At 38.1% G+C, this 14,186-nt stretch carries 9 protein-coding genes, 1 pseudogene and 1 other annotated feature; of the genes and pseudogenes, 6 read left to right on the forward strand and 4 right to left on the reverse strand.

The genetic code is table 11. From position 1 onward, the window contains the following. The first annotated feature begins 32 nt into the window (after positions 1-32). Both yaaA and recF read left to right on the forward strand, forming a co-directional pair. Positions 33-410 (forward strand): S4 domain-containing protein YaaA, encoded by a 378-nt coding sequence (yaaA, locus tag HMPREF2979_RS03285; RefSeq protein WP_014635201.1) that lies wholly within the window; start codon positions 33-35, stop codon positions 408-410. Positions 411-412: 2 nt separating this feature from the next. After that, positions 413-1,513 (forward strand): DNA replication/repair protein RecF, encoded by a 1,101-nt coding sequence (recF, locus tag HMPREF2979_RS03290; protein WP_070655100.1) that lies wholly within the window; start codon positions 413-415, stop codon positions 1,511-1,513. Positions 1,514-1,695: 182 nt separating this feature from the next. On the opposite strand, the gene guaB is transcribed toward recF, so the two are convergent. Together guaB and trpS are read right to left on the reverse strand one after the other, a co-directional pair. Further along, positions 1,696-3,177 carry an IMP dehydrogenase gene (gene guaB / locus HMPREF2979_RS03295; protein WP_013991341.1) on the reverse strand — a complete coding sequence of 494 codons (1,482 nt, stop codon included), beginning with the start codon at positions 3,175-3,177 and terminating at the stop codon, positions 1,696-1,698. A 178-nt stretch (positions 3,178-3,355) separates the two neighbouring features. Beyond that, complete coding sequence (gene trpS / locus HMPREF2979_RS03300) at positions 3,356-4,378, reverse strand: tryptophan--tRNA ligase (RefSeq protein WP_070655101.1); 1,023 nt, start codon at positions 4,376-4,378, stop codon at positions 3,356-3,358. Between the two features lie 44 nt (positions 4,379-4,422). After that, positions 4,423-4,662 (reverse strand) — a binding site (T-box leader). Between the two features lie 144 nt (positions 4,663-4,806). On the opposite strand from trpS, the gene HMPREF2979_RS03305 reads away from it, so the two are divergent. The 4 genes and pseudogenes from HMPREF2979_RS03305 to HMPREF2979_RS03320 all read left to right on the forward strand — a co-directional run bounded on the left by HMPREF2979_RS03305 (position 4,807) and on the right by HMPREF2979_RS03320 (position 11,398). Then, a complete protein-coding gene (locus tag HMPREF2979_RS03305; protein ID WP_013991342.1) occupies positions 4,807-5,679 on the forward strand; it encodes a YitT family protein in 873 nt (290 codons plus the stop codon). A gap of 66 nt (positions 5,680-5,745) precedes the next feature. Next, positions 5,746-7,368 (forward strand): ABC-F family ATP-binding cassette domain-containing protein, encoded by a 1,623-nt coding sequence (locus HMPREF2979_RS03310; protein ID WP_070655103.1) that lies wholly within the window; start codon positions 5,746-5,748, stop codon positions 7,366-7,368. A gap of 49 nt (positions 7,369-7,417) precedes the next feature. Continuing rightward, positions 7,418-10,012 (forward strand): YfhO family protein, encoded by a 2,595-nt coding sequence (locus tag HMPREF2979_RS03315; RefSeq protein WP_070655105.1) that lies wholly within the window; start codon positions 7,418-7,420, stop codon positions 10,010-10,012. 136 nt (positions 10,013-10,148) lie between these two features. Then, positions 10,149-11,398 (forward strand): annotated as a pseudogene (locus HMPREF2979_RS03320) (ISL3 family transposase). A gap of 149 nt (positions 11,399-11,547) precedes the next feature. Here the strand turns inward: HMPREF2979_RS03320 and HMPREF2979_RS03325 are convergent. Both HMPREF2979_RS03325 and HMPREF2979_RS03330 read right to left on the reverse strand, forming a co-directional pair. Continuing rightward, positions 11,548-11,733: a hypothetical protein gene (locus tag HMPREF2979_RS03325; protein WP_002886071.1), complete on the reverse strand. Its 186-nt coding sequence runs from the start codon at positions 11,731-11,733 to the stop codon at positions 11,548-11,550. A 175-nt stretch (positions 11,734-11,908) separates the two neighbouring features. After that, complete coding sequence (locus tag HMPREF2979_RS03330; protein WP_070655107.1) at positions 11,909-14,095, reverse strand: LTA synthase family protein; 2,187 nt, start codon at positions 14,093-14,095, stop codon at positions 11,909-11,911. Positions 14,096-14,186 lie beyond the last annotated feature (91 nt).

A 14,186-nucleotide genomic window follows, 5' to 3' on the forward strand; every position in this document is an offset into this window, starting at 1 on the left:
GCTATCTTATCTCAAGAGAAAGTTGAGGTACTATGGAATATAAATTATTTGATGAATACATCACACTGCAGGCACTTTTAAAAGAATTAAGTATCATTCATAGTGGCGGAGCTATTAAAGGATTTTTAGCTAATAATACCGTTTTATTCAACGGTGAGGATGAAAAACGTCGTGGAAAAAAACTTCGTTATGGAGATGTTATTACCATTCCATCTGAGGAACTTGAAATAACGATTGTAGCTCCTACGACAAATGAAATTGAAGAACATCAAAAAGAAGTCGCTGAAAAAGCACGTGTTGCTGCCATTGTTAAAAAAATGAATCAGGATAATAAAAAGAAACAAAAAGCACATCCGTCAAAAGAAAGCAATAAAACTAAACGAAAACCCGTTCGTTTCCCAGGAACCTAACTATGTGGCTCGAAAAAATTGATATTCAACACTTTAGAAATTATACTGAAGCCTCTGTGAGCTTCTCACCTCATCTCAATATTTTTCTTGGTCGCAATGCCCAAGGAAAAACAAATATTCTTGAGGCCATCTATTTTCTAGCATTGACACGTAGTCATCGGACCCGTTCAGATAAGGAACTGATTCAATTTCAGCAAAATACTCTCAAACTGAGCGGCATCGTACATCGTCATAGCGGAAAGCTACCTCTGGAAATCAGTTTATCTAATAAAGGACGGATAACAAAGGTTAACCACCTCAAACAAGCTAAATTATCCGATTATATCGGTCACATGACTGTGGTGCTATTTGCTCCTGAGGATTTACAACTTGTAAAAGGATCTCCAAGCCTGAGACGTAAATTTATAGATATTGATTTAGGACAGATTAAGCCTGTTTATCTCTCAGACCTATCAAGTTATAATCATGTACTCAAACAACGTAATGCCTATCTCAAATCTACTGACAATGTAGACATTAATTTCCTCTCAGTGTTAGATGAACAGCTTTCCGATTTTGGAACACGAGTTATCGAACATAGACTAGAATTTATCAAGCAATTAGAGGAGGAGGCAGATAGACATCATAGTAACCTCTCAAATCAGATAGAGCGCCTTAAAATCTCCTACGAATCTAATATCCCACTGGAAAATAACAAAGTTATTCGCGAATCATTTTTAACCACGTTAAAGCAAAATCACAAAAGAGATATCTTCAAAAAGAACACTGGTGTTGGTCCGCATAGGGATGATTTAACATTTTACATTAATGACATGAATGCATCTTTCGGTAGTCAGGGGCAGCAACGTAGTCTCATACTTTCTTTAAAAATGGCTGAGATTGCTCTGATAAAAAAAGTAACAGGTGAATTTCCTATTCTTCTCCTCGATGATGTCATGAGTGAGCTTGACAATCACCGTCAACTTAAACTGTTAGAAAGTATTGACGAAGAGGTTCAAACCTTCATGACGACAACTTCACTTGATCATCTGAGTAACCTACCACCTGATTTAAAGACCTTCTTAGTTAAGAATGGTGATATTTATGAAAAACAAGTCGATTAAACGACTTGTTTTTCTATTTTTTTGTAATTGACAGATGTGACAAGCATGACCTAATAAGTTGTAAATCCTTTCAACCTAAATCCTTTATTAACAAATATACTCACGTAAATACGTTGTAAACTTATTGTAAATATCTCTGTAAACATAAAAGCACCTATCTGAGATAAGTACTTTTATGTTTATTAATGAGCTGAGTAGTTAGGCGCCTCGTTGGTAATTTGAACATCGTGAGGGTGACTTTCAATAAGTCCTGCACCTGACATTTCAACAAACTGAGCTTTGTCATGTAAAGCTTGGATATCTTCTGCACCTGTATAACCCATACCTGCACGGATACCACCAATCAATTGGAATACAATATCAGCAGCAGAACCTTTATAAGCTACACGGCCTTCAATTCCTTCTGGAACAAGTTTATTCGCTTCGTTAACTGCACCTTGGAAGTAACGATCGCTTGATCCCTTCTTCATCGCTGCAATTGATCCCATACCACGGTAAGACTTGTATTTACGACCTTGGAAAATCTCAGTTTCACCTGGTGCTTCATCAGTACCAGCAAACATAGAACCAAGCATTACAGCATTACCACCTGCTGCAAGAGCTTTTACAATATCACCTGAGTATTTGATACCACCATCAGCAATAATTGTTTTTCCGTATTCACGCGCAACACTTGCAGCATCGTAAATAGCAGTGACTTGAGGAACACCTACACCCGCAACCACACGTGTTGTACAAATAGAACCTGGTCCGATACCTACTTTAACGACATCGACACCTGCTTCATAAAGTGCACGCGCACCTTCAGCTGTTGCAATATTTCCTGCAATCAAAGTACGATCTGGGAAGTGGGCACGAATTTCAGCAATTTTACGAAGAACACCTGCTGAATGACCATGTGCAGTATCAATGACAATAGCATCTGCGCCTGCTTCAAATAGAGCTTCTGCACGTTCAAAGGTATCAGAAGTAACCCCTACAGCACCTGCGACCAAAAGACGACCGAATTCATCCTTAGCTGCATTAGGAAACTCGATAACTTTTTCGATATCCTTAATAGTAATGAGTCCTGACAAACGACCTTCTTCATCAACTAGAGGTAGCTTTTCAATACGATGCTCATGAAGAATACTTTCAGCTGTTTCAAGATCTGTTCCAACTGGAGCAGTGACCAATTTTTCAGAAGTCATGTGTTCTGAAATTGGAGTATCGTAATTAGAGATAAAACGCATATCACGGTTTGTGATAATACCAACCAATTTACGATTTTCAAGTGTCTCAACAATTGGAACCCCTGAAATACGGTAACGTTGCATCAACTCTTCGGCTTCAGCAACTTTATTTTCAGGCGTTAAGAAGAATGGATCAATAATGACACCATTTTCAGAGCGTTTTACTTTTCGAACTTCTTCAGCTTGTTCCGCAATAGACATATTTTTGTGAATGACACCCAAACCACCTGCACGAGCAATTGAGATAGCCATCTTACTATCTGTGACCGTATCCATGGCTGCAGTGATAATTGGGATATTTAATGTCAAATTTTTAGCCAATTTCGTCTTCAAGTTGACGTTGTTTGGTAGAACATGACTTTCCGCAGGAATAAGCAATACGTCATCAAAAGTGTAACCTTTTTTCAAGAATTTAGTGTCCCAATTTGACATTATAATCGTCCTCTTTTCTCAAAGTTTGGAGGTACAGAAACCCCAGTCTATTTTTTAATTGATAATATCATATCATGCTAAAATGATTTGTCAACAGATTTCGCATAAGATTCTAAGAAAACCTTTTTCCAAATAAAAATAGGGCTCCAGATTATCTTGAGTCCCTACTTTTTATTTCTTAGAAATAATTAATTCCCATTGCTTCTTTTACTTCTGCCAATGTTTGTCCAGCAACTTCACGCGCTGCTTGACTACCTTTTTCAAGCATACGGAAAACTTCTCCCATATCCTTGGCATACTCTAAACGACGTTCACGAATTGGAGCTAACTCACGTTCTAAGATTTCTAGAAGATAACGTTTTGTCTTCACATCTCCTAAACCACCTCGTTGATAATGTTCTTTCATTTCAGCAATTGTAGTAGCATCCTCTTCGCGACCAAAGATATCAAGATAATGGAAAACCATATTACCTTCAATTTGGCCTGGATCTTCCACACGAATATGATTTGGATCCGTATACATGCTCATGACTTTTTTACGAACAGTGTCCTCATCATCTGAAAGGAAGATACCATTACCCAAGGATTTAGACATCTTAGCATTACCGTCTAGACCTGGAAGGCGTCCTGCAGCTTCATTTTCAGGGTAGATCCCCTCTGGCTCAACCAAAATATCACAATTATAAGTATGATTGAAGCTACGTGCAATTTCACGTGTCTGCTCAATCATTGGCTTTTGGTCATTACCTACAGGAACATAATTTGCTTTAAAGGCCGTGATATCAGCTGCCTGAGAAATTGGATAAACTAGAAATCCTGTTGGAATCGATTCTCCGAAGCCTTTTTGAGCAATTTCCGTCTTAACCGTTGGGTTACGCTCTAAACGTGCCAATGAAACTAGGTTCATGTAATACATAGTCAACTCAGCCAACTCAGGAATCTGACTTTGAATGAAAATAGTTGACTTCGCTGGATCCAAACCTACAGAGAGATAATCTAAAGCAACATTCCCAATTGATTCTTTGATGATCTCTGACTTTTTTGCGTGATCCGTAAGAGCTTGCTGATCAGCCAAGAAGACAAACATGTTATATTTATCTTCGTTTTGTAAAAGGACACGATTTTTTAAACTACCAACATAGTGTCCTAGATGAAGTTTCCCTGTTGGACGGTCTCCCGTCAAAATAATAGGTTTCGTCATATAATTACCTCTCTAATACAAAAAAATCCCCACGCAAAAACATGCGTGAGGGCGTTAATCACTTTTGATACGCGGTACCACCTCAGTTGATAACTCTTTCTGCAGCTATCATCTCAAACCTTCTCAACAAAGAAGTTGCACGATAAGGGGTGCCAAACCTAACGTTTATGTGTTCACGTTAATCGTCAATTCTCTTCAGCCCATTCATTCCACCTTCATACTGGTTTGCAGCTACCACCAGCTCTCTATAAAAAAGGTAAGAATTACTCTTCTGATGACTATTATTCTACATTGTTTTATCTATTTTTGTCAAGGTTATGTTTCCAGTTTCACGTGAAACACAACCTCATATTCAACCAAAATAGTCATTACTTGACGGAAACTTAAAAAGACTTGATAATAAGAATATCATATCTAGGAGATAATATATGAAACGTCGAATAATAGACATACTTTTAGTTACAATCGGTTCTTTTATAGCTGCTGTCGGCTATAACTCACTTTTAGTTAAGAATAATATTGCTTCAGGTGGTGTCGGAGGGCTAGCCATTAGTTTAAATGCCCTTTTTGGCTGGAATAATGCTAACTTCGTCTTAGCAACAACCATCCCTTTGTTAATTTTATGTTGGTTCTTTCTTGGCCGCGAAGTTCTCCTAAAAACCTTCTATGGGTCTCTTGTCTTCCCAATGTTTATTAAATTAACTGAGGGCTTACCGACACTCACCAAACAACCTTTGTTGGCTGCTATTTTTGGTGGGATTGTATTAGGGCTAGGACTAGGAATAGTCTTCTATGGAAATTCCTCAACTGGAGGAACTGGAATTATCACACAAATTCTCAACAAATATACGCCACTCCCACTAGGAATGGTACTACTTATTGTCGATGGAATCATTGTCGCAATCAGTGCTATTGCCTTTCCTCCTGATACTGTTATGTATTCCATTCTCTCACTTGGAGTTGTTTCTCTTACAATTGATAAAATGATGGTCGGACTCAATTCATCACGAAATCTTCTAATCATTTCGCAAAATAGTGAACAAATCCTAAACTACATCACTAGAGTGGCTGATCGAGGAGCAACAAAAATCCCAGTTCTTGGTGGACATACCGGACATGCACAAAATATGATTATGACTACCTTGTCAACTCATGAGGTTCCAAAAGTTCAAGAAGAAATCCAAAAAATAGATGAAACTGCCTTTATCGTCATTGTTCCTGCTTCTACAGTTATGGGACGTGGATTTAGCCTCCAAAAAGATTACCAAAGAGTTCCAAATGACTTTATCAATCCCTTGTAAAATCAATTGAAATAAAGTCTAATTTCTCGTAAAATAGTAGTTAAGAATAAAAATAAAGGATATTATATGCTTACTGTATCAGATGTATCGCTTCGTTTTAGCGATCGTAAACTTTTTGATGATGTTAACATTGCCTTCACGCCAGGTAATACTTATGGTCTTATCGGTGCTAATGGTGCTGGTAAATCCACTTTTTTGAAAATTTTAGCTGGTGATATCGAACCAACGACAGGACACATCTCTCTTGGTCCTGATGAACGTCTTTCTGTCCTTCGTCAGAACCACTTTGACTATGAAGAAGAACGCGTTATCGATGTTGTTATCATGGGTAATGAACGCCTCTACGATATCATGAAAGAAAAAGATGCCATCTACATGAAAGAAGATTTTTCAGATGAAGATGGTGTCCGTGCTGCTGAATTAGAGGGACTCTTTGCTGAATTAGGTGGTTGGGAAGCTGAAATCGAAGCCTCACAATTGCTTCAGAATCTAAATATCCCAGAAGACCTTCACTATCAAAACATGAGTGAATTGGCTAATGGTGACAAGGTCAAGGTTCTCCTTGCAAAAGCACTCTTTGGTAAACCAGATGTACTTCTTCTTGACGAACCTACCAATGGTCTTGATATCCAGTCAATCTCTTGGCTTGAAGATTTCTTGATTGATTTTGAAAATACGGTCATTGTCGTATCCCATGACCGTCACTTCTTGAATAAGGTGTGTACGCATATGGCCGACCTTGACTTTGGTAAAATCAAACTCTATGTCGGTAACTATGACTTCTGGAAACAATCTTCAGAATTGGCTGCACGCTTGCAGGCTGACCGTAATGCCAAAGCAGAAGAAAAAATTAAGGAACTTCAAGAATTCGTTGCTCGTTTCTCTGCCAACGCTTCAAAATCTAAACAAGCGACTTCTCGTAAGAAAATGCTTGATAAAATTGAGCTAGAAGAAATCGTCCCATCAAGTCGTAAATACCCATTTATCAATTTCAAAGCAGAGCGTGAAATCGGTAATGACCTTCTAACAGTTGAAAATCTCACTGTTAAGATGGATGGTGAGACTATTCTTGACAACATTAGTTTCATCTTGCGACCAGGAGATAAGACTGCCATCATCGGTCAAAACGATATTCAAACAACTGCATTAATTCGTGCTCTTGCCGGTGATATTGACTACGAAGGTACAATCAAATGGGGTGTTACTACTAGCCGTTCTTACCTTCCAAAAGACAATTCTAAAGACTTTGCATCCGGTGAATCAATTCTCGAATGGCTCCGTCAATTTGCCGAAAAAGGTGAAGATGATGATACTTTCTTGCGTGGATTCCTTGGGCGTATGCTCTTCTCAGGGGATGAGGTTAATAAATCTGTTAGTGTTCTCTCAGGGGGAGAAAAGGTACGTGTCATGCTTTCTAAACTCATGCTTTTGAAATCTAACGTCCTTCTTCTGGATGATCCTACTAATCACTTGGATTTGGAATCAATCTCCAGTCTGAATGATGGCGTCCGTGACTTCAAAGAGTCTGTTATCTTTGCCAGTCATGACCATGAATTTATTCAAACAATAGCGAACCACATCGTAGTTGTTTCTAAAAATGGGGTTATTGACCGTATTGATGAAACTTATGATGAGTTCCTTGAAAATGAAGAAGTGCAAGCTAAAGTCAAAGCACTATGGGCTGATTAAACTATAAAAAGATGCAGGTTGGGATATCCCAACCTGTCTTAGTATCATTATGACAAATAAAAAATACCATACGACTTTATTATTTTATCTGGCTGCTTTTTTCTTGCCCGTACTAATCATGATAGGGGTGCTGTATAGCCAAAAAATCTATCCTGGTAGTGAGCGGACTATTTTAACAAGTGATGGTTTTCATCAGTATGTGATTTTTGCAACTGGACTTCGGAATATACTTCATGGAAATGGGAGCCTCTTTTACACCTTTACAAGTGGTCTAGGGCTTAATTTCTATGCTCTAACAAGCTATTACCTAGGTTCCTTCTTGTCTCCACTTTACTATTTCTTTACTGTCAACCAAATGGCCGATGCTTTTTATTATATAACACTCCTTAAATTCGGGCTTATTGGGTTATCAGGAGCTTTTAGTTTTAAGCGGCTCTTTACAAAAGTGTCAAGAAGTTTCATCCTATGTCTTTCTACAGGATTTTCTTTGATGAGCTTCGCTACCAGTCAGTTAGAAATTAATACCTGGCTAGATGCCTTTATTCTAGCACCTCTAATCATATTAGGTTTACACCTCTTACTAAGATTCAATAAACGGGGCTTATACTTTTTTAGCCTAACCTGTCTTTTTATCCAAAATTACTATTTTGGTTATATGATGGCTATTTTCCTAACCCTTTACACCATAGTACAATTGATAACTATCAAGGGATGGAAGAGTAAGATTCTTCATTTCATAGACTTTGGAATTGTTTCTATACTTGCTGGTTTAAGTAGTGCTGTCATGTTACTGCCTACACTACTTGACTTGACCACACATGGTGAAAAGTTTACAGGTGCGTCAAGTTTGTTGACAGAGTCCACCTATTATTTTGACTTCTTTGCGAAAAATCTCGTTGGAGTTTACGATACTACTAAATTTGGGTCAATACCTATGATCTATGTGGGAATCTTACCTTTGATTCTTTTTCTACTTTTCTTTATTAGTAGGGAAGTCAAGCTATCATTACGTATAGGTTATCTCCTATTAGTAGCTTTCTTTATCGCTAGCTTCTACTTACAGCCTCTTGATTTGTTTTGGCAAGGAATGCATGCACCCAACATGTTTCTCCATCGCTATTCTTGGCTCCTATCTCTCCTAATTGTTCTTTTGGCAGGAGAAACACTCAACCGAATTAAAAACTTTTCTTTTAAAAGACTCCTCATATCTTTCTTAGGATTGAGTACCGCTTACTTACTAACTTGGATTTTCCAATCTCACTATAGCTTCATTGAATCAGTCTCCTGGCTATTAAGCCTAGCATTTCTTCTAGCCTATGCCATTCTATTTATTAGCTATTTTAGACAGCAAATTCCTGGGAGTGTTTTTCGCTGTTTCACCTTCTTGTTCTGCATTTTTGAGCTTGCATTAAGTACTTACTATGTTGTTGGAGCTCTGGGAAATGAGTGGGTATTCCCAACTCGTGAAGGCTACCTACGAAATATGTCTGCCATTACAAAACTAGTTTCAGATACTAAGCAAGCGAATAAGACTTTTTACCGTACTGAAAGGTTAGAGGCTCAAACTGGTAACGACAGTATGAAATTTAACTATAATGGTATTTCTCAGTTTTCATCCATTCGAAATACTGCTTCAAGCTCAACACTCGATAGGTTAGGCTTCAAATCTGAAGGGACTAATTTAAACCTACGTTACCAAAATAACACCATTATCGCTGATAGTCTCTTCGGAATAAAATATAATTTATCGAACTTTGACCTTAATAAGTATGGTTTTAATCACGTAACTTCTGAGAAAACAATGGGGCTTTATCAAAATAATAATGCAAGTCAGCTTGCTATCTTAACTGATGGCATTTACAAGAATATTGACTTCACTGTCAATACGCTTGACAATCAAACTAGCTTGCTAAATGCTCTATCTGGACTTAACTTAACCTATTTTAAACGAGCTCCATCTCAACTTTTTGATCAAGATGCTAAGTCTTTGAATCAGCGCGTGGCTAAAAACGTTAGTAACTCGAATAAAGATTTTGTAACAATCACCTATCGAGTCATCGCTCCACCACATAGTCAACTCTATGTTAGTGTTCCTAATATTTCTTGGTCCGATGACAATAACCACTCTCTGTCAATTACTGTAAATGGTGTGACAAGGAATCAAGTTACTGACAATACCTTCGATTTCTTCGATCTTGGCTACTTTGAAACAGAATCAATGGTTACCATCAAACTTAGTTTTCCTGGCAATAAAGCAATATCTTTTGATAATCCTAGTTTTTATGCCCTTGATACTCACAACTATCAGATAGCTATGGATACTATTAATGAACGTGATAGCAAGGTTACGACGTCAAATAATAAAGTGTTCGTTGATTATAGTAGTAAAACGAATGCCTCACTATTCTTCACCATTCCATACGATAAGGGGTGGACAGCGACTATAAACCATAAAAAAGTTAAGATTCAACGAGCCCAAAAGGGGTTCATGAAAGTTGATGTCCCTAGTGGGAAAGGTAAAGTTGTTCTAACCTTCATTCCCTATGGTCTTAAGACAGGTTTAGTGATTAGTCTATTGGCAAGTATCATATTTTGTTGCTACGCTTATTTCATCAGAAAAATAACCGTTATTCAAAAACGCTGATCATCTTAAATTAAAGGCTCTATAATTTCTGTAGTGGGTAAAACCACTGTAGAGATTATAGAGCTTTTTAAGTGTACACAAAAAGTCCCATAAGAACTATAATGAAAAGCGACCAAACCATCATTAGGAAGAACTCATGAGACTTATTAAGAATACCACAGAATTAATTGGAATTAAAGACCCTAACATCATTATTTCACTTGTTTTTGAAACTAACACTCATATCGAGATTCATGCAAAACTTGATTACCCTGCACCATCATGTCCTCATTGCCATGGAAAGATGATCAAGTACGACTTTCAAAAGACTTCTAAAATCCCTCTTCTTGAACAAGCTGGAACTCCAACACTACTACGTCTGAAGAAACGTCGCTTCCAGTGTAAAGTGTGTAGGAGAGTCACGGTAGCTAAGACATCAATCGTTGAGAAAAACTGCCAAATCTCCAATCTTGTTCGACAAAAGGTTGCACAACTTCTAACTGAGAAGGTATCACTAACGGATATTGCCAGAAGACTTCGTGTATCGACGTCCACTGTCTATCGTAAACTTGACCAGTTTACTTTCAAGGAACATTATGACAAACTCCCAGCTGTTATGTCCTGGGATGAGTTTGGGTTCAAGAAAGGTGAACTCGCTTTTGTGGCTCAAAACTATGAGACAAACAAACTCATAACCATCCTTGATAATCGCCGTCAAACCACTATTCGAAACTACTTTTTGAAGTATCCATTGAAAGTACGACAAAAGGTACGGTTTATCACGATGGACATGTCAGGAGCCTATATGCCACTAGCTCGAAGACTTTTTCCAAATGCCGAAATCATTATTGATCGTTTCCACATCATCCAGCACCTTGGACGTGCCTTTTTAAAGACAAGAATTGCGATTATGAACCAGTTTGATAAGAAGTCACTACCTTATCGAGCTTTAAAAAATCACTGGAGACTCTTCCAAAAGGACAGCCGTAAGTTATCTCTCAACCCTTTTTACTCAAAGACCTTCCATCAAACATTATGCCCACATGAAGTCGTTGAGAAGACACTGAATTTCTCAGAAGAACTCACCAATTATTATAACCTCTATCAGCTTTTGCTTTTTCACTTTCAGGAGAAGAGGGGGGATGAGTTTTTTGAACTCATAGAGGAGAATATAAGCAAGGTCAATCATTACTTCAAAACAGTCTTTAGGACTTTTCGTAAACATAAACAATACATCAAAAATGCACTAGAAACACATTACTCAAATGCAAAATTGGAGGGGACCAATAAGCTTATCAAAGATATTAAACGTCTGGGCTTCGGTTTTAGAAACTTTATTAACTTTAGGAAGCGTGTTTTCATCACTCTGAACATACAAAAAGAGAAAACCTATCAGGTTCTCTCTAGATGTTAGCTTTTCGTCACCCACTACAGTTGACAAAGAGCCCTTTTTTTGCTTGTTCTAAAGAACTTTTGACTAAGCTAGGCACCGTCTCTAAATAGGACTTCTAGACATAAAAAGCCCCCGCAATCCTATTGACTGCGGGGATTTAGTCTTAGAATAGACCTTTAATCTTGTCTAAAGCGCCACTGACCATTTCGTTACCTGAAACAAGAGATTTAGCTTGGTCGAAGTACTCGCCCAAATCATCTTTATTTTCATCGACAAACTTTTTAGCAGCTTCGAAATCTTTCTTTTCGATCATTTCTTTTACTTGGTTAAATAATTCCATTGGATTCATATCGGTTCTCCTTTATAAGTTTTCTTACAAATCCTATTTAATCACGCTTATAGCAAACTAGCAAGAAATATGTTTGAGAGTAACTAGTGAGATGAGAGTTACAATTTTGCAGCCAAGTGGTATTGAAACTTTTTTAATCTAAAAAAGGCAGTCCATATTGGACTGCCTTTAGGGGTTATTGTTGTTCCGTTGAAGAGCTGCTTGGCTCTGATTCACCCGAACTTGAGCTAGAGCTTGATTCGGATTCTGCAGGATGTAGCTCCTTGTAAGATGGGGTCTTGAATAGATCAGCTGTTGATTTATTGCCTTTTTGCTTGTAGAGGCTAGTTGATTTATCTTTCAGCTTTTTGTTGATCTGTTTCAGTTGATCCATCTGTTTAGTGTAGGAAATTTTGCTAGAATCAACAGGTTTCAAACCATTTGGCGTATAGAAACGAAGGAGGTCACCTGTTTGAACAGCGTCACTCATTGAAAGCTGAGTGGCTACTGCCTTACGAATGGCTTCGTTATCCTTTTTAGTCGTTTCATCAGGGTTGGTAATTTCTTCCCCTGTTTGAGTATTATAGAGTCGACCAGAATAGCTAGTGTATTGAGGAGTAACATATTGACCTGAGGTTCTAAATGCGACAATTTGCTTGTTATCAGGAGATAGGAGGTCTTGTCCCATCTGGATATAAGAGCTGGTGTCAACACCAAGAATGTGAAGGAGAGTTGGAAGGGCATCGACCTCACCACCAAAGGTGTTAGAGATACCACCACCAGTATAACCTGGAATATGAATCATGTAAGGAACACGTTGAAGCATGGCTTTATCATAGTTTGACCAAGTTTCAGGGTTCTTACCGAGAAGTTCAGCAAGATTGCTGCTTCGTGTATCAGAGATACCATAGTGGTCACCGTACATGACAATAATCGAGTTATCGTAAAGACCGGTTTCCTTAAGGTAATCAAAGAAGTCTTTGATTGCTGAGTCAAGATAGTTAGCTGTTGCAAAATATCCGTTGACTGTTTCGTCTTTTGTTTCAGCGAGTGGGAAACCTTGTTCCTTTTCATCGCCTGAGAGTGAAGTGTATGGGTAGTGGTTAGATACTGTAAGGTATTTAACGTAGAAAGGTTGTTGCATTTGTTCCAGATATTTGATGGAATCTGGGAACATGTACTTGTCATTTAGACCATACTGGAAGGAGTTTTCATCAGTTTTTTCAGTGAAGGCTGATGAGTCAAAGAAGTAGTTATAACCCCATTGTTTATAGGTATTATTACGATTCCAGAAGGATCCAGTGTTTCCGTGGAAAACAGCTGACGTATAGTCGCCTGTTTGAGCTAGGATAGATGGCGCAGCATAGGCTGTATTGGTACCACCATAGTTTACCATGTATGACCCTGTACTTAGTCCAAAGAGAGACGTTTCCATCAAGGTTTCAGCATCAGAAGTTTTCCCTGATTTAACTTGGTGGAAGAAGTTTGAAAAGGCTAGGGTTTCGTTTGAGTGGTAAATGGAATTGATGAATGGTGTAACCTCATAGTCTTGACCGTCTACTTTGAGCTTGTAATCAATGAGGAACTGTTGGAAGCTTTCCAGGTGAATAACGATGACGTTTCTTCCTTTAGCAATTCCATAATACTTAGGATCAGGTGCTGCATAGTGCTCTTTAACGTAAGCTTCAACCTTTTTCATATCCTCAGCTGTTGCAGATGAACGAGCCTGTGAGGCCTGATAAGTTAAGTTACCAGAATAGGCTGTGAAGAAGGGAATCCCCATAGCACGAACAATATAGTTATTTGAGAAACCACGTGTCAACAACTCGCCACGGTTAACTTCCGCTAAGAAGAGGTTAACTGAGAGAAGGAGTGTCGATAGTGCAGTGACGGCAAAACTAGCTCGTTTGTTAAATGGCTTGCTGTCCATCTTAAGCTTCTTCCTGAAACCAGCATAGATGAAGAAAGGTACATCAATCAGGTAGAAGAGATAGCTTGGCTCAAGAAGGTTCTTGGCGGAGTCTCCTAGTCCTGCTGCCGAACTAGAACTTGCTAGGATGGTATTTACAGTGATGAAGTCTGTAAACTCTCCAAAGTAAATCACATTAGCAATAAGTAAGAGGTTAAGGATGACATAGATAGCAATGGTAATACTATAAAAGAAACGTCGTTTCTTGAAGTATAGTCCTAAACCTAGAAGCATTAATCCTAGTGGAATAGGGTTAATCAGCGAAAGCATAACCTGATATCTGCTTTCCAACTCAAGATTAATGTTGACGTAATAAGCGAATATGGTTTTTAGCCAGTAAAAGAAGAGTAACAAGAGGATAAATCCAAGTCTTGATGAAACTCCTTTCCAAAAGGCTTCATTAATTTTTTTCAAAGTAATACTTCCTTTGATTCTATATTATCTTAATCATTATACCAAATAAGATAATGACTCTCAAAAATTTACTGCCATTGAGTGTGATATT

The sequence above is a fragment of the Streptococcus sp. HMSC078H12 genome (assembly GCF_001814615.1).
In the GTDB taxonomy this organism is placed as follows: Bacteria; Bacillota; Bacilli; order Lactobacillales; family Streptococcaceae; genus Streptococcus; species Streptococcus salivarius_F.